At 68.5% G+C, this 22,325-nt stretch carries 22 protein-coding genes and 3 tRNA genes; 12 read left to right on the top strand and 13 right to left on the bottom strand.

Annotation, left to right across the window (positions count from 1 at the left end):
- Positions 1-55 precede the first annotated feature (55 nt).
- Positions 56-1,006: a prephenate dehydrogenase gene (locus ACYQ5L_RS01210; protein WP_459954974.1), complete on the top strand. Its 951-nt coding sequence runs from the start codon at positions 56-58 to the stop codon at positions 1,004-1,006.
- Positions 1,007-1,008: 2 nt separating this feature from the next.
- Here the strand turns inward: ACYQ5L_RS01210 and ACYQ5L_RS01205 are convergent, their stop codons facing one another.
- Positions 1,009-1,617 (bottom strand): putative glycolipid-binding domain-containing protein, encoded by a 609-nt coding sequence (locus ACYQ5L_RS01205; protein ID WP_459954973.1) that lies wholly within the window; start codon positions 1,615-1,617, stop codon positions 1,009-1,011.
- Between the two features lie 198 nt (positions 1,618-1,815).
- Here ACYQ5L_RS01205 and ACYQ5L_RS01200 point away from each other — a divergent pair, with 198 nt between their 5' ends.
- The 4 genes from ACYQ5L_RS01200 (at position 1,816) to ACYQ5L_RS01185 (ending at position 4,862) form a co-directional block, all read left to right on the top strand.
- Positions 1,816-2,958, top strand: coding sequence for a DNA cytosine methyltransferase (locus ACYQ5L_RS01200; protein WP_459963285.1), 1,143 nt, complete (start codon positions 1,816-1,818; stop codon positions 2,956-2,958).
- 16 nt (positions 2,959-2,974) lie between these two features.
- Positions 2,975-3,394, top strand: coding sequence for a very short patch repair endonuclease (locus ACYQ5L_RS01195; RefSeq protein WP_459954972.1), 420 nt, complete (start codon positions 2,975-2,977; stop codon positions 3,392-3,394).
- Positions 3,395-3,459: 65 nt separating this feature from the next.
- A complete protein-coding gene (locus ACYQ5L_RS01190; protein WP_459954971.1) occupies positions 3,460-4,152 on the top strand; it encodes a DUF998 domain-containing protein in 693 nt (230 codons plus the stop codon).
- Positions 4,149-4,862: a maleylpyruvate isomerase family mycothiol-dependent enzyme gene (locus ACYQ5L_RS01185; protein ID WP_459954970.1), complete on the top strand. Its 714-nt coding sequence runs from the start codon at positions 4,149-4,151 to the stop codon at positions 4,860-4,862. Before ACYQ5L_RS01190 ends, ACYQ5L_RS01185 begins: the two co-directional genes overlap by 4 nt.
- A gap of 23 nt (positions 4,863-4,885) precedes the next feature.
- Here ACYQ5L_RS01185 and ACYQ5L_RS01180 read toward each other — a convergent pair whose 3' ends face one another.
- From ACYQ5L_RS01180 to ACYQ5L_RS01165, 4 genes are all read right to left on the bottom strand, one after another.
- Positions 4,886-5,569 carry a hypothetical protein gene (locus tag ACYQ5L_RS01180; protein ID WP_459954969.1) on the bottom strand — a complete coding sequence of 228 codons (684 nt, stop codon included), beginning with the start codon at positions 5,567-5,569 and terminating at the stop codon, positions 4,886-4,888.
- Positions 5,570-5,722: 153 nt separating this feature from the next.
- A tRNA-Arg gene (locus ACYQ5L_RS01175) sits at positions 5,723-5,795 on the bottom strand.
- A gap of 38 nt (positions 5,796-5,833) precedes the next feature.
- A tRNA-Ser gene (locus ACYQ5L_RS01170) sits at positions 5,834-5,923 on the bottom strand.
- A gap of 88 nt (positions 5,924-6,011) precedes the next feature.
- Positions 6,012-6,701: a dienelactone hydrolase family protein gene (locus ACYQ5L_RS01165; RefSeq protein ID WP_459954968.1), complete on the bottom strand. Its 690-nt coding sequence runs from the start codon at positions 6,699-6,701 to the stop codon at positions 6,012-6,014.
- Positions 6,702-6,871: 170 nt separating this feature from the next.
- Between ACYQ5L_RS01165 and hisC the strand changes: the two genes are divergently transcribed.
- On the top strand, positions 6,872-7,951 hold the full coding sequence (hisC, locus tag ACYQ5L_RS01160) for a histidinol-phosphate transaminase (protein WP_459954967.1): 1,080 nt from the start codon (positions 6,872-6,874) through the stop codon (positions 7,949-7,951).
- 106 nt (positions 7,952-8,057) lie between these two features.
- On the opposite strand, the gene nicT is transcribed toward hisC, so the two are convergent.
- The 4 genes from nicT to ACYQ5L_RS01140 form a co-directional block, all read right to left on the bottom strand.
- Complete coding sequence (nicT, locus tag ACYQ5L_RS01155) at positions 8,058-9,089, bottom strand: Nickel transporter NicT (protein WP_459954966.1); 1,032 nt, start codon at positions 9,087-9,089, stop codon at positions 8,058-8,060.
- 43 nt (positions 9,090-9,132) lie between these two features.
- Positions 9,133-9,220 (bottom strand) — tRNA-Ser (locus tag ACYQ5L_RS01150).
- A 44-nt stretch (positions 9,221-9,264) separates the two neighbouring features.
- Positions 9,265-9,768 (bottom strand): MarR family winged helix-turn-helix transcriptional regulator, encoded by a 504-nt coding sequence (locus ACYQ5L_RS01145; RefSeq protein WP_459954965.1) that lies wholly within the window; start codon positions 9,766-9,768, stop codon positions 9,265-9,267.
- A gap of 45 nt (positions 9,769-9,813) precedes the next feature.
- Positions 9,814-10,989: a lactate 2-monooxygenase gene (locus ACYQ5L_RS01140; RefSeq protein ID WP_459954964.1), complete on the bottom strand. Its 1,176-nt coding sequence runs from the start codon at positions 10,987-10,989 to the stop codon at positions 9,814-9,816.
- Positions 10,990-11,306: 317 nt separating this feature from the next.
- On the opposite strand from ACYQ5L_RS01140, the gene ACYQ5L_RS01135 reads away from it, so the two are divergent.
- Positions 11,307-12,299: an NAD(P)H-quinone oxidoreductase gene (locus ACYQ5L_RS01135; protein WP_459954963.1), complete on the top strand. Its 993-nt coding sequence runs from the start codon at positions 11,307-11,309 to the stop codon at positions 12,297-12,299.
- Between the two features lie 3 nt (positions 12,300-12,302).
- Here the strand turns inward: ACYQ5L_RS01135 and ACYQ5L_RS01130 are convergent, their stop codons facing one another.
- Positions 12,303-13,508 carry a cysteine desulfurase-like protein gene (locus tag ACYQ5L_RS01130; protein ID WP_379194049.1) on the bottom strand — a complete coding sequence of 402 codons (1,206 nt, stop codon included), beginning with the start codon at positions 13,506-13,508 and terminating at the stop codon, positions 12,303-12,305.
- 113 nt (positions 13,509-13,621) lie between these two features.
- Here ACYQ5L_RS01130 and ACYQ5L_RS01125 point away from each other — a divergent pair, with 113 nt between their 5' ends.
- The 5 genes from ACYQ5L_RS01125 to rsgA all read left to right on the top strand — a co-directional run bounded on the left by ACYQ5L_RS01125 (position 13,622) and on the right by rsgA (position 18,390).
- Positions 13,622-14,212, top strand: coding sequence for a bacterial proteasome activator family protein (locus ACYQ5L_RS01125; RefSeq protein ID WP_459954962.1), 591 nt, complete (start codon positions 13,622-13,624; stop codon positions 14,210-14,212).
- Positions 14,213-14,341: 129 nt separating this feature from the next.
- Positions 14,342-15,175, top strand: coding sequence for a galactan export ABC transporter permease subunit Wzm/RfbD (gene wzm, locus ACYQ5L_RS01120; protein ID WP_459954961.1), 834 nt, complete (start codon positions 14,342-14,344; stop codon positions 15,173-15,175).
- A 7-nt stretch (positions 15,176-15,182) separates the two neighbouring features.
- Positions 15,183-16,004, top strand: coding sequence for a galactan export ABC transporter ATP-binding subunit Wzt/RfbE (gene wzt / locus ACYQ5L_RS01115; protein WP_379194046.1), 822 nt, complete (start codon positions 15,183-15,185; stop codon positions 16,002-16,004).
- Positions 16,001-16,951, top strand: a complete 951-nt coding sequence (gene glfT1, locus ACYQ5L_RS01110) for a galactofuranosyltransferase GlfT1 (RefSeq protein ID WP_459954960.1) — start codon at positions 16,001-16,003, stop codon at positions 16,949-16,951. Before wzt ends, glfT1 begins: the two co-directional genes overlap by 4 nt.
- Before the next feature lie 338 nt (positions 16,952-17,289).
- Positions 17,290-18,390, top strand: coding sequence for a ribosome small subunit-dependent GTPase A (gene rsgA / locus ACYQ5L_RS01105; RefSeq protein ID WP_459954959.1), 1,101 nt, complete (start codon positions 17,290-17,292; stop codon positions 18,388-18,390).
- A 133-nt stretch (positions 18,391-18,523) separates the two neighbouring features.
- On the opposite strand, the gene ACYQ5L_RS01100 is transcribed toward rsgA, so the two are convergent.
- From ACYQ5L_RS01100 to ACYQ5L_RS01090, 3 genes are all read right to left on the bottom strand, one after another.
- Positions 18,524-19,168: a response regulator gene (locus ACYQ5L_RS01100; RefSeq protein ID WP_459954958.1), complete on the bottom strand. Its 645-nt coding sequence runs from the start codon at positions 19,166-19,168 to the stop codon at positions 18,524-18,526.
- The gene (locus ACYQ5L_RS01095; protein ID WP_459954957.1) at positions 19,156-20,448 is read right to left on the bottom strand and encodes a sensor histidine kinase; all 1,293 of its coding nucleotides are present in this window, start codon (positions 20,446-20,448) and stop codon (positions 19,156-19,158) included. Before ACYQ5L_RS01095 ends, ACYQ5L_RS01100 begins: the two co-directional genes overlap by 13 nt.
- Before the next feature lie 352 nt (positions 20,449-20,800).
- Entirely contained in the window at positions 20,801-22,321 is a 1,521-nt protein-coding gene (locus ACYQ5L_RS01090; RefSeq protein WP_459954956.1) for an alpha/beta hydrolase, read from the bottom strand.
- Positions 22,322-22,325: the final 4 nt, after the last annotated feature.

Genomic DNA, 22,325 nt, shown 5'->3' with positions numbered 1-22,325 from the left:
CGCAACGGTAGTCCGCTTCGGGGGAAATGTTGAAGTCGTATGCGAATCTGATCGCATGACGGGCGATCCGAAAGCAGCTGTCTGTGTCCTCGGCACCGGTTTGATCGGCGGATCGGTGCTGCGCGCCGCGGCCGCGGCCGGGTACGAAGCATGGGGATACAACCGGTCGGAGCCGGGTGCGGCGGCCGCGCGCGCCGACGGATTCGAGGTGGGCAGCGATGCGGAGGCGGTGCTGCGGCGGGCCGCGGAGCGCGACGCGCTGATCGTCATCGGCGTGCCCATGCCCGCCCTGGACGCGATGCTCTCGGATGTGAAGCTGTTCGCCCCGGACTGCGCGCTCACCGATGTGATCAGCGTGAAGGGCCCGGTCCGGGAATCGGTGCACCGGCACGAGCTGTCCGCGCGCTTCGTGGGCGGGCACCCCATGGCGGGCACCAGTGAATCCGGCTGGGCCGCATCCACTCCCGACCTGTTCAAGGGCGCGTCCTGGGCGGTGAGCGTGGACCCGGAGGTGCACGCGGATCCGTGGCGTCGAGTCGCCGAACTGGCCCTGGACTGCGGGTCGGTCGTGGTGCCGGTGCTGTCGGAGGAACACGACAGTGCGGTCGCCCGCATCTCGCACCTGCCGCATGTGCTGGCCGAGGCCCTGGCCGTGCAGGGCGCCAATGGCGGACCGCTGGCCCTGGGCCTGGCCGCCGGATCCTTCCGCGACGGCACCCGCGTCGCCGCGACCGCACCCGAGCTGGTCCGCGCCATCTGCGAACCGAATGCCACCGCCCTGGTGGACGTCCTGGACGACACGCTGCGCCTGCTCACGGCGGCCCGTGACGCGTTGCGTGATACCGATTCCCTCGCCGAGCTCACCACGGCCGGGCATGACGCCCGCACCGACTACGAGGACGCGGTGCGCGAGCGGATCACCGGTATCGCGCCCGGCGACCACGATTGGCTGACCCGCCTGGCCGCGGCCGGACGCAATGGCGGCGTCCTCACCTCGCTCGGCTGAACTCAGATCCGTTCGGCGAGCCCCGGATAGTCGAGCAGGAACCCATCGGCGTCGACGGTGACGGTGGCGCTGGACACCGGCGACAGCACGTGGATCCCGTCCACGCCGCTGCTGTAGGTGAGGCTCGCTTCGCCGACGAGCAGATCGGGCAGGCGCACGTACACGACCGGGACCTGCACGTCCTCGCTGGCGTGCGCCAGCCCGTACCGGCGAATCGGCAGGGTGTTGAAGAACGGGCTCAGCACCACGTCCACGTCGAGGGCCCCGCCGAAGGTGGACCGCACATGGGTGCCACCGGCGTCGATGAGCCAGTAGTTCTCCTCGTCCCGGGCGATCGACGCGTGCCGCTCCCCGGTGGCGAGGGTGCTGCGCAGCGACAGCCGCCGCGTCACGCCGTTCTCATCGGTGACGAGGTCGTAGGAGGCGCTGAAGGCCGGATGATCCTCGCATTCGCCGGCGATGATGCGTCCCGCCGCGCGAATCCGATTGCCGCTGAGCACCACCCGGACGGACTCCATCCGCGACGCATTGTGCGCCCGCCAGGTCAGAATCGCCGGCCACCGCGGCGCCGGCGTCGTCGAATCCTCGCTCCCGCTCTCCGTCACACCCATAACCGTACGTCCAGCACCCCCGCGACCTTTGCCCAGCATGTCATGGTGCAGGCGTGTTCCCGGCATTCGCCTGCGCCGATGCCCGCTCGGCGGGGTGTGGAACGGTGTTGATCTCGATTGGGCGCGGGGGACTCGAGTAACGTGCTTGCCGGCAGGGGAACTCCGTGGTGGAAGGGACGTGTGGTGACGGGCGCGCGGATGGTCGGCTTGTTCGCCGGGATCGGCGGGCTGGAGCTCGGGCTGTCCGCGCACGGATTCCGCAGCGAATTGCTGTGCGAGATCGACGCGGGCGCGCAGGCGGTGCTGGGAGCGCATTTCCCGGGCGTGGCACTGCATTCGGATGTGACGCGGCTGCGGTCGCTGCCCGCCGGAACCGAGCTCGTCGCGGCGGGATTCCCGTGCCAGGACCTGTCGCAGGCGGGGCGGACGGCCGGAATCACCGGGGCGCGTTCGGGATTGGTGGACGAGGTGTTCCGGCTGGTCAAGCGCAAGCGGGGGCCGCGCTGGCTGTTGATCGAGAATGTGCCGTTCATGCTGCAGCTGGGCGGCGGAGCGGCCATGCGGCACATCACCGCCGCGCTCGAGGAGCTCGGGTACCTGTGGGCCTACCGGGTGGTCGATGCGCGCGCCTTCGGATTGCCGCAGCGGCGGGAGCGGGTGCTCATGCTGGCGTCGCGCACCGAGGATCCGCGGCCGATCCTGTTCGGCGCGGATGCCGGGCCGCGGGAGGTCGGCGATCCGGCGCACGATCCGTGCGGGTTCTACTGGACCGAGGGGACGCGCGGGCTGGGCTGGGCGGTGAACGCGGTGCCGACGCTGAAAGGCGGTTCGGGCCTGGGCATTGCGAGCCCGCCGGCAGTACGCCTGCCGTCGGGGGAGATCGTCACGCCCGGCATCACCGACGCCGAGCGGCTGCAGGGTTTCGACCGCGAGTGGACCGCCCCGGCGCTCGGCGTCCCGGGCGTGCGCGCCGGGCATCGCTGGAAACTGGTCGGCAATGCGGTGAGCGTGCGCATGGCGACCTGGATCGGCGGCCGCCTCGCCGAGCCGGCCGCGGATCCGTTCCCGGAGGGCGAACCGCACAGCCGCCGCAGCTGGCCGACGGCCGCGTGGGGCCGCGATGGCGTGGTGCATCGAGTTCCGGTGTCCACCTGGCCCGTTCACGCGCCGTACGAGGATCTGCGCTGGTTCCTCGACGATGTGCGGCTGCTGTCCGCCCGCGCCACCGCGGGATTCCTGCGCCGCACCCGCATGGGCACGCTGCGCTTTCCGCCCGGATTCCTCGACGATGTGGAGAACCACCTCGATCGAATGGGAGGATTTCCGCGCGAGGCCGCCTGATCGGAGGAGGGGTGCGGTGAGCGCTCGGCGACCGCCGACCGATGCGGCGACCAGTGCGCGCATGTCGCGGCAGCGGCGTGTCGGCACCGAGCCGGAGATCGCGCTGCGCAAGGAGCTGCATCGGCGCGGGGCGCGGTTCTTCGTGGATCGTGCGCCGCTGCCCGGATTGCGGCGGCGGGCCGACATCGTGTTCCCGCGCCGCAAGATCGCGGTGTACGTGGACGGCTGTTTCTGGCACAGCTGCCCGGAGCACGCCACCTTCCCGAAGAACAATGCCGAATGGTGGGCGGAGAAGCTGGCCGGGAATGTGACGCGCGATCGGGACACCGATGCGCGGCTGCGGGCGGCGGGCTGGACCGTGGTGCGGGTGTGGGAGCACGAAACCGCCGATACGGCCGCCGACCAGGTTTTGAACGCGCTGACCAGCGAGGTGTGACGGCCGGGCGGGCGCATGGGCGACAATGGGCAGGGCAGCGAGGCCAGCGAAAGCGAGCACGAGCAATGACGCCAACCGAGCAGACAGCACCGAGTACGCCACCCGCATCACGCCGTCGGCTGCTGCGCTACGGCGTCGCCCTGCTCATCGGCCTGGCCGGCATCTGCTACTCCTCCTGGGTCCTGGAATTCGTGCTGCCGATCGACAGCGATCCCACCAACACCTTCCTCAGCCAGCTCGCCGAAGACGGCGCACCGTACCGCCGGCTCTTCACCACCGGCGACACCGTGACCGGCGCCCTGCTGCTGATCGCCGGCATCGGCGGCCTGCTGCTGTTCGCGCGCCGGCGGTATTCCACCATCGCCTGGGCCGCGCTGGCCTGCTTCGGCGCGGCCACCATCGCCGACGCGCAGTGGCCGTTGAAACCCGGTGCGGATTCCGGTGGCAGCGGCCTGTTCCCGCAACTGCACCAGGTGCACGCGCTCACCAGTTCGCTGGCGGTGTTCTCGATCTTCATCGCCATGGTCGCCTTCACCGTGGCCGCGTTCACCTACGACCGCTGGCCGATCCTGCGGCACACCGGCCTGTGGATCCTGATCTTCGGCTCGATCGTGACCGCGTGGATGCTGATCGCGGACAATCTGTCCGGCAATTACGGTCTCGGCATCGCCCAGCGCATCCAGGTGGGCGCCATGTCCCTGTGGTTGCTGGCGCTGGCGGTGCAAATCGTCGTGGCCGAACGTAGGGTCGGAATGTGACCAGCGACGCAACGGAATTCACCATCCCCCGCCAGCTCGACACTGTCGCCGCCGCGACCGATCGCCTGCTCGATACCGTCACCAAGCTCTCCGACGCCGATCTGGTCGAACCGTCGCTACTGCCCGGCTGGACCCGCGGGCACGTGCTCGCGCATCTGTCCCGCAATGCCGACAGCCTCGTCAACCTGCTGCTGTGGGCCCGCACCGGGATCGAGACCCCGCAGTACGCAAGCGCTTTCCTGCGCGAGGCCGATATCGAGGCCGGCGCTCCCCGCCCGCTGCGCGAACAGCTCGAGGACCTCACCGCCTCCGCGGAGCGCTGGCTGGCGCTGGCCCGGGTCATGCCGGAGGACCGCTGGGAGACCACCGTCCGCAATCGGCAGGGCGGCGAGATCCCGGCCACCCGCGTCGTGTGGATGCGCCTGCTGGAGGTCGAGATCCATCACGTCGACCTGGGTTTCGGCTACACGACCCAGGACTGGCCCGCCGACTTCGTGGCCCGCCTGCTCCCGCAGTCGGTGGCCGATCAGGCCGCCAAGGGCGCCACCGGCTTCACCGTCACCGCGACCGACACCGGCTACACCGAAACCCTCGGCGACCCGGCCACCACCGTCAGCGGCCCGGCGCACGCGCTCGCCGCCTGGCTCATCGGACGCAATCCGGGCGCGGATCTCACCGGAGATCTTCCGGATCTCGCCGCCTGGAAGTGAGATAGGGCACATGCGGCCCCGCGTCAGCGCGGGAGGAGGGCGAAGACCGCTTCCACGGGCGGGCGTACGACCTGCTCGATGGGCTGGGGCAGCGTGCGCAGGAACTGCTCGACCGGTTCGGGCAGCGGCGGTGCGGGCGGGGCCGGGGCGAGCGCCGGTCGCGGATTGCCGTTGCGGTCGAAGCCCTTCCGGTCGAACCCGAAGCGGTCGTAACCCGCACGGTCATAGCCGTAACGGTCGAAGCCGCGCTTATTGAAGCCCTTGCGGTCGTATCCCCATTTGTCGTAGCCGGCCCGGTTGTAACCACTCCGGTCATATCCGTCGCGGTTGTATCCGGACAAGTTGAAACCGCTCCTGTCGTAACCGTCACGGTCCCTTCCGAATCGGTCGAAGCCCTTCTTGTCGTAGCCGCGCTTGTCGTAGCCGTTGCGGTCGAATCCGTTCCGGTCGTGGCCGGCGCTGTTGAATCCGTTGCGGTCGTAGCCGTTGCGGTCGTAGCCCCGCTTGTCGTAGCCGTTGCGATCGAACCCGTTGCGGTCGTAGCCGTCCTTGTCGAAGCGGCCGACGCCGGTGCCCTCGTCCGTGCTCAGCGGTGCGGCCTGCGCCGGTGCGGCCGCGACCACCGCGGCGGCGGGACCCATGATCGTCGCGGCCGCGAGCGCCGCGGCGGTGATCCGATATTTGGATTTGCAGGAAATATTGCTCATGACAATAGAGAAAAGCAATCAATCCTGTGAAGTCGCTGTGGTCTTTGCTGAGGAGAGAATCGGAAAAGAACAATTCGATTCGACAAATGAAATTCAAAAATGCGCTTGATATGAAAAAGAAGCCCCGCACCACTGGTGCGGGGCTTCTTGCTGCGCGCCCGGAGAGACTCGAACTCCCAACCTTCTGATCCGTAGTCAGATGCTCTATCCGTTGAGCTACGGGCGCATGGCTATTAACTTGTATGGCACCCGGCGTACCGGGCTTGGCGGAGGCGAGAGGATTTGAACCTCCGGTCCCCGTGAAGGGACAACTCATTAGCAGTGAGTCCCATTCGGCCGCTCTGGCACGCCTCCTGGAGCCTTCTCTTCCGAGGGCACCGGTCCTTTCGAACCGCCGGGACGAAAGATTACACAGCAGCCGACCAATAGGCAAAACGGCTGGTCAGCGCAGGTGACTGTCGAACCAATCGAAGATGCGGGTCTGGGCGTCGACGACGCAGACGTCGTCGAGGGCGGCCGGATCGAAGCCCGGATGGTCGGGGCGGTGGTGCAGGCCCGGGTAGGTGACGACCAGGGTGGCCACATCCGCGCGGGCGGCGGCCTCGCGGAGGCGGTCGACCTGCTCGGCCGGGGTGCGCGGATCGTCGGCGCCGAACAGGCCCAGCCAAGGGGCCTTCAGATCCGGGACGGCGGTCACCAGATCGATGGCCTGCGGGGTGAGCGCGGATTCGATGCCGGGGCAGGCGACGCTGACCGCGGCGCCGATGCGGCTGTTGGTCGCGACGAGGGCGGCGGCGGTGCCGGCCGAATCGAAGCCGAGCACGCCGATGCAGTCGCGGAAGACGCCGCGCCCGGTGAGCCAGTCGAAGCAGGCGTCGAAATCGGCGAACAGCTCGGCGCCGAACACCTTGTCGGGTGCGATGCCATTGGAGCGATGGAAGAGGTCGGGGGCCAGCACGGTCCATCCGTCCTCCGACAGCGAGCGCATGAGTTCCAGCAATGGCTCGGTGAATTCACGTGATTCGTGCAGGACCACGATGCCGCCGCGGGTGTGACCGTCGGGTTCGATCACGGTGAGGGGGACCCTGGTGGTGTCGTGCACGGGTGCTAGATCGCGGTAAACGCCCGACATAGAGCCAGACTAGTTGCGCTAGGTAAAGTCGGGATAAATCTTTTCGGAGGTGATCTCGTTCCGGAGATTTTCCGGCCGTCCCCGGAAACTTTCCGATGTCGCGTCCACTTTCGGCAAACCCGGTGACACCACCCAGCATCCAACTGCCCGGTTCCACCTAGGGTGGAGGGGTGAGTGCGCACATTCGACCGGACCTGGATGCCATCCCCGCGTACGTGGCCGGCCGCAGCCACCCCGGCGCGGTCAAGCTGGCCAGCAACGAGACCACCTTCCCGCCGCTGCCGTCGGTGGCCAAGGCGATCGCGGAGGCCGCGGAGACGGTCAATCGGTATCCCGACAATGCCGCGATCGAATTGCGCACGGCGCTAGCGGATTTCAATGGCGTGGGGCTGGAGAACGTGGCCGTCGGCTGCGGCAGCGTGGCGCTGTGCCAGGAACTGGTCCAGATCACCTGTCTCGCACCCGCCGACGAGGTGCTGTTCGCCTGGCGCTCCTTCGAGGCCTACCCGATCGTCACCCGGGTCGGCGGCGCCCAGGCCGTCACCGTCCCGCTGGACAGCGAATTCACCCACGACCTGGACGCTCTCGCGGCCGCCATCACCCCGAACACCCGCCTAGTCTTCGTCTGCAACCCGAACAACCCCACCGGCACCGCCCGCACCGAAGCCGAGATCACCCGCTTCCTCGACGCGGTCCCCGCCGACGTTCTCGTGGTCCTGGACGAGGCCTACTACGAATACCTCCGCCTCCCCGCCGGTGAGCACCCCAACGGCATCGAAATCGGCCGCAACCGCCCCAATGTCGTTGTCCTGCGCACCTTCTCGAAGGCCTACGGCCTGGCGGGCCTGCGCGTCGGCTACGCCGTGGGCGCCCCCGACGTCATCACCGCCCTCATGAAGGTCCACATCCCCTTCAGCGTCAACAAGGTCGCCCAGGCCGCCGCCATCGCCTCCCTCGAGGCCCGCCACGAACTCCTGGAACGCACCGACGCCGTAATCGCCGAACGCGACCGCATGCGCACCGCCCTCCTCGAAGCCGGCTACACCGTCCCCCCGAGCCAAACCAACTTCATCTGGCTCCCCCTCGGCGACCGCAGCCTCGAATACGGCGAAGCCAGCGCCGAAGCCGGGGTCCTGGTCCGCCCCTACGGCACCGACGGCGTCCGCATCACCGCCGGCGACCCCCACGAAAACGACCAATTCCTCGCCTTCGCCACGGCCCCGGCCACAATCGCCCGCTTCCTGAGCTGACCCCCACCCTCTGAAACGCCTTCGACCGGGAACTGGTGGCGGTGGCTTCTCGTGAAACGCCGCCACCGGTTCCCGGTCGACGTATGGCTTGATCCGGTGCCGGAGGTCAGTCGGCGGCCAGGTCGCGTTCCCAGCGCGCCTCCATGTCCGTGAGGCGCCAGACGGCCACGGCCACCGCCCAGGTGAGCACGAACAGGCCGACGATGATGAAGCCGAGGTCGCCGAGGTCGAGGTTGCCGATCCAGGCGATGAAACCCGAAGTGATGTCGAGTCTTTCGACGAAGATGGAGATGATCTCCTGGACGCCGATGAGGAGCGCGACGGCCACGGAGAGGCCGGTGATGATGAGGTTGTAGTAGATCTTGCGGACCGGTCGCGCGAAGGCCCAGTCGTAGGCGTAGCTCATGAAAGAGCCGTCGAGCGAATCGAATAGCGCCATACCGGCCGAAAACAGCACGGGCAGCACGAGAATCGAGTACCAGGGCAGGCCGGTCGCGGCCGCGCCGCCGGCGATCACGAGCAGGCCGACCTCGGTGACGGTGTCGAAGCCGAGGCCGAAGAGCACGCCGACCGGGTACATCTGCCAGGGTTTGCGGACCAGCCGCACCACCGGGCCGAGGATCCGGTTCAGCAGGCCGCGCTCGTCGAGCTGCTTCTCCAGCTCCGCCTCGTCCAGATCGCCACCGCGCATGCGGCGGAACACCTTCCAGATGCCGAGGAGCGACACCAGGTTCAGCAGGCCGATGGCGATGAGGAAGGTGCCGGAGACACTGGTGCCCCACAGCCCGGTCCAGGTGTGCAGCGGCGAACTCTCGTCCTCCAGCGAACCGGCCAGCGCGCGCACGCCGAAGGCCAGCAGCGCGACCATGACGAAGACGATGGTGGAATGCCCGAGCGCGAACCAGAACCCGACGGTGTGGGTCTTGTCGCGCCCGTTCTCGGCCACCAGTTTGCGGGTGGTGTTGTCGATGGCGGCGATGTGATCGGCGTCGAAGGCGTGCCGCATGCCGAGGGTGTAGGCGGTGACGCCGAGGCCCACGCCGAAGACCGCGCCCTGCACCTCGTACTGGCCGGGCACCACGAACAGCAGCAGGGTCCCCCAGCCCAAGACGTGCAGCGCCAGAACGGCAATTCCCATACCGACCCAACTGCGCACGAAACACACCCTCACCGTGAAGATTTGGCGGAAGCGGAGGGATTTGAACCCCCGGTCGCTCTCGCGACGCTCGCTTTCAAGGCGAGTGCATTCGGCCGCTCTGCCACGCTTCCAGGCGTCTGATGGTAGCAGTGCCCGATCCGGCTCAGGTCCGGGCTCAGGTCCCGGCGCGGTGGTCCGAGGCCAGGTTCACCAGGTCCAGGGCCGCGGCGACGGCGGCGAGCTGCTGGGGGGTGAGCAGGTCGATGAAATAGCGGCGGACGGCGGCCACGTGGCCGGGGGCGGCGGCGCGCAGGCGGCGCATGCCCTCCTCGGTGAGCTGGGCCAGCACGCCGCGGCCGTCGTCCTCGCAGGCGGTGCGGCGCACCATCCGCTGGGCTTCCAGGCGGCGGATCTGGTGGGTGAGGCGGCTGCGGGAGGACAGCACGCCGTCGGCGAGGTCGCTCATGCGCAGCGAGCGACCGGGGGCCTCGGAGAGTTTCACGAGGATGCGGTAGTCGGCGAAGGAGAGATCGCTGTCGCGTTGCAACTGGCGATTGAGGTCGGCCATGAGGCGCTGGCTGCCATCCATGTAGGCCCGCCACGCGCGTTGCTGTTCCGGGGTGAGCCACCTCGGTTCGGCCGCAAAACGGCCGCCGGATTCGACAGCCACGAACCACATTCTAACCGGCCGGTAGCCGCGAACCCGGACGAGCGGCGAAAACGGTCAGCGGAACGAGGAGATCATGGTGCGGCTCAGGTCCGACAGCGAGGTGCAGCCCGAAAGCCCCATGGCCGCATCGAAATCCGCGAGCAGGCAGCGCAGCGCGTGCCGGACGCCGTCGCGGCCCGCGAGACCCAGACCGTAGGCCCAGGGGCGGCCGTAGAGCACGGCCTTGGCGCCGAGGGACAGCGCGATCATGACATCGGAGCCGGTGCGGATACCGGAATCGAAGAGCACATCGGCCCGGTCGCCGACGGTGGCGACAATGGTGGGCAGGGCGTCGAGGGCCGCGACCGCGCCGTCCACCTGGCGGCCGCCGTGATTGCTGACCACGACCGCGTCCGCGCCCGCGTCCACGCACTGGCGGGCGTCGTCGGGGTGCAGCACGCCCTTCACCGCGATGGGCAGTTCGGTCCAGTCGCGCAGCCGGGCGATATCGGCGGGGCGCAGCGAATGATTGCCGAACAGGCCGGCCCAGGTGAGGATGGCCATGCGCAGCGCGTCCTCGCTCTCCTCGGGCGGGGCGCTGAGCTTGGCGCGAAAGACCGGATCGGACAGGTAGTTGGCAATGCCGTTGCCGTGCAGGAACGGCAGGTGCGCCAGCTCCAGATCGCGCGGGCGCCAGCCCAGGCTCGGGGTGTCGACGGTGACGACAATCGCTTTGGCGCCGGACTTTTCGGCGCGTTCGACGAAGGAGCGCGCCAATTCCACGTCATTGGGCCAATACAGCTGATACCACCAGTCGCCGGCGAGGGCCCCGGCCTCCTCGATGGTGGAGGAGGCGGCGGTGGACAGCACCATGCCGATGCCCAGTTCCCGGGTCACCTCGGCGACCACGGTCTCGCCGCGCTCGTGCAGCAGGCCGAGCACCCCGATGGGTGCGGTGAGAACCGGTGCGGCGAGCCGGGTTCCGAGCACCTCGACCGACAGGTCGCGGGCGCCGGGACCGCTGGCGCCGCGCAGCATGCGGGGCAGCAGCCGGTACTTCTCGAAGGCCGAGGTATTGGCGGCGGCGGTGCGCTCGGCCGAGGCGCTGCCCGCCACGTAGTTGAAGGCCGCCGGCGCCAGGACTTCCCGGGCCCGCTCTTCCAGTCCCGCCGCCGTGATCGGTAGCGAGGGGAGGTTGCCCGCGAGGCCGGAGAAATAGATCTCGTGCTGGTAGTCGGCGAAACTGCTCATGCCGGAGACGCTAGTGCTTTCCCGCTCGGCACGGGCGGGGTCGGAAGTTCTTTTCGGCGCTGTTTTTCAGCGATACGACGCCGGAACTTTCAGCGATGACGGCTGCGCACGCGCACCAGGGCGCGCGGGGACTCGTCGGCGACGAATCCGGAAATGGCCATGGCGGTCAGCAGGATCATGGCGGCGAGAATGGTCAGGAAGGTGATCATGGAACTCCTTTCGGATCTCACAATGCCCGGCGAAGCTGACAGGATGCTGTGCTCCCGCCCAGGACGACCTGACAGTAATCGGTGAGTGCCCGTCGTACGCTCGCTTTCATGTATGCGGTGACGCTCGACGGATTCGGTGGACCGGAAGTCATGTCCTGGGCGCAGGCGCCCGACCTGCCCGCGCCCGGGCCGGGTGAGGTGCTGATCGATGTGGTGGCGGCCGGGGTGAACCGCGCCGACCTGCTGCAACGGCAGGGTTTCTATCCGCCGCCGCCGGGCGCGAGCGAGATTCTCGGGCTGGAATGTTCCGGCGTGATCGCGGAAGTCGGTCCGGGCGTGCGGGATTGGCGGGCAGGCGATCGGGTGTGCGCGCTGCTGTCCGGCGGCGGCTACGCCGAGCGGGTGCTGGTTCCGGCCACCCAGGTGCTGCCGGTGCCGGAGGATCTGGATATCGCCGCCGCGGCGGCGCTTCCGGAGGTGGCGGCCACCGTCTGGTCGAATCTGGTGATGACGGCCGGGCTGCACAGCGGGCAGTTGCTGCTGATTCACGGCGGCGGCAGCGGCATCGGCACGCACGCCATTCAGGTGGCGGCCCATCTGGGCGCGCGGGTGGCGGTGACGGCCGGATCGCAGGCCAAGCTGGAGCGCTGCGCGGAATTGGGCGCGAGCATCTTGATCAATTACCGGGACGAGGATTTCGTCTCGGTGCTGAAGGCCGAGAACAACGGCGCGGACATCATTCTCGACAATATGGGCGCGGCCTACCTGGCGCGCAATGTCGACGCGCTCGCCGACGACGGGCGACTGGTGATCATCGGCATGCAGGGCGGGGTCACGGCCGAGCTGAATCTGGCTGCGCTGCTGGGCAAACGCGGCAGTATTCACGCCACCAATCTGCGCCGCCGCCCGGAGTCCGGACGCGGGAGCAAGGCGGAGATCATTGCCGAACTGCGCCGCCATCTGTGGCCGCTGGTCTCCGACGGGACCGTGGCGCCGGTGGTCGCCGCGGAGGTACCCGTCGCCGAGGTGGCGCGGGCGCATCCGCTGCTGGACTCCGCCGACACCGTCGGCAAGGTGATCCTGCGGATCCGCGAACCCTAGCGGTCAGCTGTCCAGGGCCGCGAGGGCGCGGCCGAGCTGATCGATCTCGAATTTCGTTGTGTACGGCGCGAGACCGATGGTGACGGCCCCGCCCTCGTCGTTCACGCCCAGCGCGTCGAGCAGCCGGCTGCCGCCGTGCGACCCGCTCAGCGTGCCGATGCGGGCGTCGGCCAGTTTGGCCGAGACCTTCTCCGCCTGCATGCCCGAAATGGTGAAGCTGACCGTTGGGATGCGGGTGGAGGCGCGGCCGATCACGGTCAGGTTCGGGATGGTGTCGAGCACCGACATCAGATGCTCGAACAGCTGATCGTGATAGTCCTGCAGCGAGGTGATCGACATTTCCAGCCGCTCCCGCCGCGTGCCGGTGGCGCGCTCGTCGAGTCCGGCCAGGTAGTCGATGGAGGTCGTCAAGCCCGCCAGCAGCGCGTACTGGTGCCCGCCGACCTCCAGGCGCTCGGCCCCCTTGGCATAGGGATTGAGCGACATGGACGGAATGCGGTCCAGAAACGCGGGATCGCGGAAGACCAGCGCGCCGATCTGCGGCCCACCCCAGGCGGGTGCGCTCAGCGCGATCACATCGGCATTGAGTTCGTCGATGTCGATGAGCGCGTACGGCGCGGCGCCGAAGCAGTCCGCGACCAGTAAACCGCCGACCTCGTGCACGCGGTCGGCGGCCACCCGCACGGCGGGTGCGGAGCCGACGATCGGGGAGGCGGCGGTCAAAGCGACCAAACGGGCGGTGGGGCCGATGAGCTCCTCGAACTGCCAGGCCGGCATTTCACAGGTCTCGATCTCCACCTCGGCCCAGCGCACGTGCGCGCCATAGCGATTCGCGATGCGCAACCACGGCGCGACATTGGCCTCGTCATCCAGGCGCGACAGCACGATCCCGGTGCCCAGACCCAGCCGCGAGCTCAGCGACTCGGCGAGCCAGGCCAGCAGGACCGCCCGGTCGGGACCCAGCACCACACCGGCCGGATCGCCGCCCACCAGATCCGCGACCGCCTCGCGAGCGGCCTCCAGGATGGCGGCGCTGCGCTTGGCTGCGCCGTGCCGGTTGGTGTGCGTATTGGCGGAGGTCCGGAAACCTGTTGAGACGGCCCGTGATACCGAATCCGGGACCAGCATGCCCGCTTGCGGGTCGAGATGGATCCAGCCGTCGCCCAGGGACGGTATGAGGCCCCGCACCCTTGCGACGTCGTAAGTCATGCTGGCCACTCTAAAGGGAAGGGGCAACCCGCGGTAACGGTAGGGACGGTTTGCTGGCTTCGCCGGGCGAGGGTACTTAGCGCGATCGCAGGTGGCACGGAATGATGGGGTGCATGACGCAATCGGATGGCACACCCGAATCCATTGTCGTAGTCGGGCCCGAGGGTAAACCGCTGATCATCCCGCCCGCGGCGCAGATCGGCGGGGAACCGCAGGAGTTCACCGGACAGGTTGTCGGCGAGGAGAATTCCGGCGAATCCGGCGAACGGGAGGAGTCCCTCGCCGATATGGTCGAACAGCCCGCGAAGGTCATGCGCATCGGCACCATGATCAAGCAGCTGCTCGAAGAGGTCCGCCACGCACCCCTCGACGACGCCAGCCGCACCCGGCTGCGCGAGATCCACAAGACCTCCATCCGCGAGCTGGAGCAGGGTCTCGCCCCCGAGCTGCGCGAGGAGCTGGAGCGGCTGGCGCTGCCCTTCACCGACGACCAGATCCCCTCCGACGCCGAGCTGCGCATTGCCCAGGCCCAGCTGGTCGGCTGGCTGGAAGGCCTCTTCCACGGCATCCAGACCGCCCTGTTCGCTCAGCAGATGGCGGCTCGCGCACAGCTGGAACAAATGCGCCAAGCCCTCCCCCCGGGCGCGAGCCAGGCCGACCCCCGCCACCAGAGCGGTTCCAGCGGCAGCGGGCAATACCTCTGACACCCGGAGGCTCGGATCGGCGGCAGGTTCCCGTCGCAACGTGACGGCTATTAGATAAGGTCGGGTGCTGTGCCTGCTGCTGCCCCTCCCGACTCGGCCACGGCCGAAGCGACAACGGACAATGCTCCGGTGCCGCTAGTGTCGGACTCGCAATCCTTCCGTCGCGCGTTCAAGGACTTCCGCGACGGGTTTTCGCAGCGTGAGCTGTGGCTTTCGCTCGGCTGGCAGGACATCAAGCAGCGTTATCGCCGGTCGGTGCTGGGGCCGTTCTGGATCACCATCGCCACCGGATTGCAGGCGGCGGCCATGGGCATCCTGTACTCCACGCTGCTCGACCAGCCGCTGCGGGAGTATCTGCCCTATGTGACGGTCGGCCTGATCGTCTGGGGTGTGATCTCCGCCAGCATCCTCGAGGGCTCGGACGTGTTCATCGCCAACGAAGGGCTGATCAAACAGCTGCCCTCGGCGCTGAGCGTGCACGTCTATCGCCTGGTGTGGCGGCAGTTCCTCTTCTTCGTCCACAACATGGCCATCTATGTGGTGATGCTGGCGGCCTTCGGGGTGTGGAAGAACCTGGACTGGACCCTGGTGCTCGCCATTCCCGGCATCCTGCTGCTGTTCGCCAATGCCATGTGGGTCTCCATCGCCTTCGGCATCTTCAGCACCCGGTACCGCGATCTCGCGCCGATCCTGAGCAGCACCACGCTCATGCTGTTCGTGCTCACCCCCGTGATGTGGAGCACCAAGGCGCTGCACGATCAGGGCGGCGCGGTGAGCGAGCGCGCCAAGCTGGTGGAACTGGTGCCGACCTATCACTATCTGGAGATCGTGCGCGCGCCGCTGCTCGGCGATCCCATCGTGCTGCGCAGCTGGGTGGTGGTGCTGGCCTTCACGGTCGTCGGCTGGATTGTCGCCATACTGGCCATGAAGCAATTCCGTTCCCGCGTCCCCTACTGGGTGTGAAGGCTCAATGACTGACCATGTGAGTATCGAGACCCAGAACGCGTGGGTGGAGTTCCCGATCTTCGACGCCAAATCGCGGTCGCTGAAGAAGGCGTTCCTCGGCAAGGCGGGCGGCGCCATCGGGCGCAATCAGTCCGATGTGGTGGTCGTGGAGGCGCTGCGCGATATCAATCTGTCGCTGAAGGAAGGCGATCGGATCGGCCTGGTCGGCCACAATGGCGCGGGCAAATCCACACTGCTGCGGCTGCTTTCGGGCATCTACGAGCCGACCCGCGGCAGTGCGCGGATTCGCGGGCGGGTGGCCCCGGTATTCGATCTCGGCGTCGGCATGGATCCGGAGATCTCCGGCTACGACAACATCATTATTCGCGGCCTGTTCCTCGGGCAGACACGCAAGCAAATGCTGGCCAAAATCGATGAGATCGCCGAATTCACCGAACTGGGCGATTATCTCGAGATGCCCCTGCGGACCTACTCCACCGGTATGCGGGTGCGCCTCGCCATGGGCGTGGTGACCTCCATCGATCCGGAGATCCTGCTGCTCGACGAGGGCATCGGCGCGGTCGACGCGGAATTCATGAAGAAGGCGCGCATCCGGCTGCAGCAACTGGTCTCGCGCTCCGGCATTCTGGTCTTCGCCAGCCACTCCAACGAATTCCTGGCCCAGCTCTGCGATTCCGCGCTGTGGATCGATCACGGCCAGGTGCGCATGCACGGCGGCATCGAGGAAGTGGTGCGCGCCTACGAAGGCCCGGAGGCGGGCGATCACGTGGCAGCGGTGCTGCGGGATATGGAACGCGAACGTGAACCCGAACGGAATCCCGCATGACTGAACCCACCACGCCGCATTTCGGCGACGACGCCCGCGTCGTCGCCATCGTGGTGACGCACAGACGCCGTGAACTGCTGGCCGAATCGCTGAAGGTGCTCTGCGCCCAGACCCGAGCCATCGACCATTTGATCGTGGTGGACAACGCCAATGAACCCGAGGTCGCCGAGCTGGTGAACCAGCAGCCGATCGAAACCACCTATCTGGGTTCGGAACACAATCTCGGCGGCGCGGGCGGCTTCGCGCTCGGCATGTTGCACGCGCTCACCAAGGGCGCCGACTGGGTGTGGCTGGCCGATGACGACGGCCGGCCCGAGGGCCCGGAAGTGCTTGCCACACTGTTCGATTGCGCGCGGCGGCATCAACTGGTCGAGGTGTCGCCGGTGGTCGCCGATATCGACGATCCGGACCGGCTGGCCTTCCCGCTGCGCCGCGGCGTGGTGTGGCGGCGGCTGCGCTCCGAACTCGGCGACGAGGATTTCCTGCCCGGCATCGCCTCGCTGTTCAATGGCGCGCTCATCTCCGCGGAGGCCGTGGACGTGATCGGCGTGCCCGACCTACGCCTGTTCGTGCGCGGTGACGAGGTGGAGGTGCACCGCCGGCTGGTGCGCTCCGGACTGCCGTTCGGCACCTGCCTGCAGACCGCTTACCTGCACCCCAATGGTTCAGAGGAGTTCAAGCCGATCCTCGGCGGGCGCATGCACACCCAGTACCCGGACGATCCGGTCAAGCGGTACTTCACCTACCGCAACCGCGGATACCTCATGGCACAACCGGGCATGCGCAAACTGCTGCCGCAAGAGCTGGCCCGCTTCGGCTGGTTCTTCCTGCTCCAGCAGAAAGATCCCGCAGGCTTCGTGGAATGGCTGCGCCTACAACGCCTGGGCCGCCGCGAACAGTTCGGAAAACCGCAGGCCGAAGCCCCCACGAAGCCCACAACCCCCTAACTGGGTCAAGGGGCGAATCCCCTTGGGGGGTACGGGGGCTAGCCCCTGTGGGGGTGCGGGGGTGTCCCCCGCCGGGGGCGTGGGGGTGCCCCCCCACAAATCAAACACAGCCCCGAAAAATAGGTTGCGGGGATTCGGCGGACCTGAGAAGGTGATGCCGTTCTGTTCGGTGCGCGGCCGTTAGCGGCTGCTCGAGGGAGTCGAGGAGGTGGATTTACGTGAAGACGACGGTGCGGATTGTCGTGCCCCGGCGAGTTTTCGCCGCACGCGTATCCATCTCGATTTCCCAGCGCTGAGTCCCGGGACGGGCTCAGTGCCCGACAAAGGACTCCCCCATCATGTCTCTGGTCGATTTCGACCTGCTCGCTCCCTACGGCTGGACCCCGGCCATCGCCGCCGAATACCTTCCGCTGCTCGGTGATTCGCTGATTCCGGCCCGCGTGCTCCGCATGGATCGCAGTGAATGCGATGTGGCGGCGCCGCTGCCCACCTCCGATTACGCCAGCCGCCTGCGCGCGGCCATCGTGCGCGCCCAGTGCCCGCCCTCGAATTCCGAGATCAGCGGGCTGTGCACCGGCGACTGGGTGGCCATCGACGCCCACCGCATGGTGCGGCAGCTGCTGCCGCGCCGGACCGCCATCGTCCGCGCCGCGGTATCCGGCCATTCCGATGCCAAGGCCCGCTCCGCGCATCAGGTGCTGGCCGCCAATGTGGACACGGTGCTGATCTGCGCCGCCGGCGACGACGTGGATCTCGGGCGCATCGAGCGCATGCTCGCCCTGGCCTGGGAATCCGGCGCTCAGCCGGTCGTCGTCCTGACGAAAGCCGATCTGGCCCCGGATCTTTCGGTCGACGAGGTGCGCGCCGTGGCGCCCGGCGCGACCGTGCTCGCGGTGAGCGCGTCCACCGGTTACGGCATGGAGGTGCTGACCGCCATGCTCGACGGCACCGTCGCCCTGCTCGGCGCGTCCGGCGCGGGCAAATCCACGCTCGCCAATGCCCTGCTGGAAGCGGATGTCTTCGCCACCAACGAAGTTCGGGCAGGAGACAAACGCGGTCGCCACACCACGGTGCACCGGGAACTGCGGCCGCTGCCCACCGGCGGCACCCTCATCGACACCCCCGGCCTGCGCTCGGTCGGTCTCTGGGATGCCGCCGAGGGCTTGGGCCGCACCTTCAGCGATGTCGAATCCCTTGCCGCCGCATGCCGTTTCGCCGACTGCGCACATGCGACGGAGCCGGGCTGCGCGGTCCGGGCGGCCATCGAATCCGGCGAGCTCCCGCAGCGCCGGCTCGACAGCTACCGCAAGCTGAGCCGCGAGAACGAGTGGATGGCGGCGCGCACCGACAACCGGCTGCGCGCCGAACGCGACAAGGCGTGGCGGAGCATCAGCAAGGCCCAGCGCCAGATGTACAAGGAGCGTGGTCGCCGCCGTTGATCGGAACGGCTGACCACGGGGTCTGGTGGCGGCTTTCACGGGTAATCGCCGCCACCAGCAACCCCGCCCCAGCGTCACCGCCGCATACGCTCCGGCCATGCGCGGCCCAGGGCGGCTACGCCGACACCGCCCATCAGGCGTTCAAGTAGGCGAGCACCGCCAGGACCCGGCGGTGCCCCGCATCGTCCGCGGCCAGGCCGAGCTTGGCGAAAATGCTCCGGATGTGTTTGTGCACAGCGGCTTCGGTGACGACCAGCCGCTCGGCAATGGTGGCATTGCCGAGTCCCTCCGCCATCAGGGCCAGCACCTCCCGCTCACGCGGAGTGAGCGCGGCGAGCGGATCGTCGGCGCGACGGCGGACGAGCAGCTGGGCGATCACCTCGGGATCCATGGCGGTGCCGCCCGCCGCGACCCGGTGCAGCGAATCGAGAAAGCGCTCCACATTGCCGACCCGCTCCTTGAGCAGATAGCCCACCCCGCCCGCGCCGTCACCGAGCAGTTCACCGGCATAGCTGTCCTCGACCCAGGCGGACAGCACGAGCACGGGCAGTCCCGGATGAATCCGCCTGGCGCGCACGGCCGCTCGCAGCCCGTCATCAGTGAAGGTGGGCGGCATGCGGACATCCACCACCAGGGCGTCGGGGCGGTCCGCGGTCACCACGGCCAGCAGGTCGTCGGCATTGTCGACCGCCGCGACCACCTCGATGCCGGCGGTTTTCAGCAGCAGGGCCAGGCCCTCCCGCAGGAGAGCGTCATCTTCGGCGATCACGACCCGCATGGCAGCTCCACTCGCACCACAGTAGGCCCGCCCGGCGGACTGCTGAGCAGCATGCGCCCGTCCAGGGCCTCGGCGCGACGCCGGATACCCGCGAGCCCGCCGCCTTCGATCTCCCGCGCCGCACCCACCCCGTCATCGGACACCTCGACCACGAGCAGTTCCGGCGGGCCGCCGAGCCGCACCGAAAGCTGTTGCGCCCCGGAATGCTTGGTGGCATTCGTGAGCGCCTCGGCGATGACGAAATAGGCCGCCGCCTCCACCGCCGCCGGCCGCCGCCGGGCAGGGCGCGCCTCGCTGTCCGCCAGCACGGAGCCCGGACCGTCCGGCGCGACGGATCGGCCGACATCCAGAACACACGGAATCGGGCTCCGCGCGGCGAGCGCCGACACCGCACTCGCCAGGCCGCGATCCGCGAGCACCGGCGGGTAAACGGTGCGCACCACATCGCGCAGCTCGGCCAAGGCCGCGACGGCGGTGTCCTGCGCTTTCCGCACCATGTCGTCGGACGCCTCACGATCCCGCTCGCGCAATTGCTCCGCCAGCCCGAGCTGCATGATCACCGCGGCGATCCGGGCCTGCGCTCCATCGTGCAGGTCGCGTTCGATGCGGCGCAGTTCCGCACCGTGCGCGTCCAGCGCCGCCGCCCGGGTCTCGGTCAGCTCGGCGACCCGGTGCGCCAGCACCGTGCCCTCGGCGGGTCCGAGCAGCGCCCGCGCCGCCAGCGCCAGCCACCGGGCGAACCGCGGCACCTGCAGGGCCAGCGCCCCGATCGGCACGGCGAGCAGGACGCTCAGGCCCGCCGTCGCCCAGGAATCGACCGCGATCCCGTAATTGTCGACCGAGCCGGGCGGCAACAGCTTCCAATACGCCGGAATCACAAGCTGATTCAGCGCGCTCAGCGGCAGCGCCACCGCAATGAGCGCCAGCGGCGTCCCGAACACCGCGTGCAGGCAGAGATATCCGATATCGCGCCGATTGGCCGGATCCCGGAACATGGTGCGCAGGCGCTGGATGAGATCACCGTCCATCGGCTGATAGACCACCTCGATCGGTTCGCCCAGGTAGCCCGCCGCCCGCCGCCGCTCCAGCCGGGCCAGCGGCCGCAGCAGCCGGATGGCCTCCGGAACCGCCGGAATCCCCACCCCGATCACGCTCAACCCCAGCACGAAGCCGAATCCGATCATGGCGAACATTGCCACCAGACCGGTGACCACGCCGCCCAGCAGATAACCGAGCGCAGCGGGCAGCCCGCGCAACTGCCTGCCGACCCACGCCGTCACGGCCGCCGCCTCCCAGTCGCACCGGCCACATCATCCCAGCTCATCCCACCAACCTATCCACAGCATTCCTAAGCGATCCTTCCCCCGGTGCCCCGCGCACACCGGCCCGCGTTCCGCGCCGACGTCTGAAACACCACCGACCGGGAACTGGTGGCGGTGGCCTCTCGGCGAATGCCGCCACCAGTTCCCGGTGAACATCTGTCCAGGTGAACTCGACGGTGGGGCGACCTGTCCTCTGCTCCCACCGCGGAGTGGATCCCGGCCACCAACACGCCGGGATGACGACGCGGCATCGTGCCGACAACTTCGAGTCAAGGGGCGTCGGCAGACGGCGCTCGAATTCCGTTGCGGCTCAGCTGTCCTCTCGGCAGCTGTAGTCCGATTCGGGGAGAGTGCCGTCGCGGAGGTAGGCGTTCACCGCGTTGTAGACGCAGGCGTTGGGGTAGCGGCCGAAGATGTGGTGGATGGCGACGTTCTCCAGGGTCACCATGCGGGAACCGGTGAGCGCGCGGCGCATGCCCTGGGCATTGGCGTAGGTGGTGCGGGTGTCGCCGGTGGATTGCACGATCAGGGCCGGGACCGCGTTGTCCACCACGGTGGCCGGCTCCGCGGGGTCGGGCCAGAAGGCGCAGGGGGTGATGCTGTTGGCGAAATCGGCGTACAGCGGCTGGGTCGCGCGGGCCGCTTCGATATTGCGCCAGTACCAGGCGGGATCGCGGTTGGCGGCGACGTCGCCGCACATAATGGCCATCTGTGCCGAATTGTCCTGCGGCTCGGCGCGCAGCAGGAACGCGAGGCTCTTCGACAGCTCCGGTTCGAGTTCGACGGCCCGGCCCGCGGCGGCATCGGCCAGCAGCCGGATCTGCCGGGCGGCCGTGGCGTAGTTGCGCGGATCATCGAGCGTGGTGAACAGCAGCAGCGGCACCTCGTGCTCGGTGAGATCGAACTCGCCGAACCGGATCGGGCGCTCGCCGGCGCGGCGCACCAGCTCGGATACGGTGGCGCGCACCGCTTCCCGGGTGGCGCCCAGGTGGTACTCGCCGTCGTGGGCCGCAGTCCAGTCGGCCCAGGAGTCGGTGGCGGCCTCATTGGCCGGGCCCATGTCCTGCAGCATCTGCACCGCACCGTAGCGGGCGGGATCGACCGCGCTGTCCAGCACGAAGCGATCGGCGCGCTCCGGGAACATCTGGAGGTAGACCGCACCCAGGTAGGTGCCGTAGGAGGTGCCGAAGTAGCTGGTCCGCTCCTCGCCGAGCAGGGTGCGGATGAGATCCATATCGCGGGCGGTATTGCGAGTGGTGATGTGCCGCAGGCGATCACCTTCGGTGACGGCGCAGCGAGCAGCCAGATCCGCCTGTGTGGCAACCGTTTCCGCATAGCTGGCGGCATCGGGACCGGCCGATTGCAAGCCGAAGCCGCGCGGCCAGTCACAGTTCACCGGAGTCGAGCGGCCGACCCCGCGCGGATCCATGCCGATCAAGTCGTAGCGGGCGCGGACGTCGGGAGTCATGGCGGCGGAGATATCGATCATGAAATCCAGACCGTGGCCACCCGGCCCGCCCGAATTCGAGAGCATGATGCCGCGCCGCCGCGCCGGATCGGTGGCCGATATGCGGGAGATGGCCACGGTCATCGTCTCGCCCTGCGGGGCAGCGTAATCCAGTGGAACGGTGATGTCGGCGCACTGGGCGCCCGCCTTGTCCAGGCGCTCGTCATCGCATCCCCGCCAGCTCACCTGCTGGCCGGTGAACCGGTCCGAGGGGGTTTCGCCGTCGGCGGCGGGCGAACATGCCGCACCGGTGAGACCGACCAGGGCGGCCGCCGCGGCCGCCGTCACGACCCGGCGCGAGCAGGCGAGTTTTCCGATGCGCATCGTC

The organism is Nocardia sp. IFM 10818, assembly GCF_054655275.1.
This window is presented reverse-complemented; position numbering and strand designations above follow the sequence as displayed.

Excerpts from the sequence above, each read along its gene's own strand:
- ACYQ5L_RS01210 (WP_459954974.1), top strand. The coding sequence starts at position 56 with ATGACGGGCGATCCGAAAGCAGCTGTCTGTGTCCTCGGCACCGGTTTG.
- ACYQ5L_RS01205 (WP_459954973.1), bottom strand. The coding sequence starts at position 1,617 with ATGGGTGTGACGGAGAGCGGGAGCGAGGATTCGACGACGCCGGCGCCG.
- ACYQ5L_RS01200 (WP_459963285.1), top strand. The coding sequence starts at position 1,816 with ATGGTCGGCTTGTTCGCCGGGATCGGCGGGCTGGAGCTCGGGCTGTCC.
- ACYQ5L_RS01190 (WP_459954971.1), top strand. The coding sequence starts at position 3,460 with ATGACGCCAACCGAGCAGACAGCACCGAGTACGCCACCCGCATCACGC.
- ACYQ5L_RS01180 (WP_459954969.1), bottom strand. The coding sequence starts at position 5,569 with ATGAGCAATATTTCCTGCAAATCCAAATATCGGATCACCGCCGCGGCG.
- ACYQ5L_RS01165 (WP_459954968.1), bottom strand. The coding sequence starts at position 6,701 with ATGTCGGGCGTTTACCGCGATCTAGCACCCGTGCACGACACCACCAGG.
- nicT (WP_459954966.1), bottom strand. The coding sequence starts at position 9,089 with ATGGGAATTGCCGTTCTGGCGCTGCACGTCTTGGGCTGGGGGACCCTG.
- ACYQ5L_RS01145 (WP_459954965.1), bottom strand. The coding sequence starts at position 9,768 with ATGTGGTTCGTGGCTGTCGAATCCGGCGGCCGTTTTGCGGCCGAACCG.
- ACYQ5L_RS01140 (WP_459954964.1), bottom strand. The coding sequence starts at position 10,989 with ATGAGCAGTTTCGCCGACTACCAGCACGAGATCTATTTCTCCGGCCTC.
- ACYQ5L_RS01135 (WP_459954963.1), top strand. The coding sequence starts at position 11,307 with ATGTATGCGGTGACGCTCGACGGATTCGGTGGACCGGAAGTCATGTCC.
- ACYQ5L_RS01130 (WP_379194049.1), bottom strand. The coding sequence starts at position 13,508 with ATGACTTACGACGTCGCAAGGGTGCGGGGCCTCATACCGTCCCTGGGC.
- ACYQ5L_RS01125 (WP_459954962.1), top strand. The coding sequence starts at position 13,622 with ATGACGCAATCGGATGGCACACCCGAATCCATTGTCGTAGTCGGGCCC.
- wzt (WP_379194046.1), top strand. The coding sequence starts at position 15,183 with ATGACTGACCATGTGAGTATCGAGACCCAGAACGCGTGGGTGGAGTTC.
- glfT1 (WP_459954960.1), top strand. The coding sequence starts at position 16,001 with ATGACTGAACCCACCACGCCGCATTTCGGCGACGACGCCCGCGTCGTC.
- rsgA (WP_459954959.1), top strand. The coding sequence starts at position 17,290 with ATGTCTCTGGTCGATTTCGACCTGCTCGCTCCCTACGGCTGGACCCCG.
- ACYQ5L_RS01100 (WP_459954958.1), bottom strand. The coding sequence starts at position 19,168 with ATGCGGGTCGTGATCGCCGAAGATGACGCTCTCCTGCGGGAGGGCCTG.
- ACYQ5L_RS01090 (WP_459954956.1), bottom strand. The coding sequence starts at position 22,321 with ATGCGCATCGGAAAACTCGCCTGCTCGCGCCGGGTCGTGACGGCGGCC.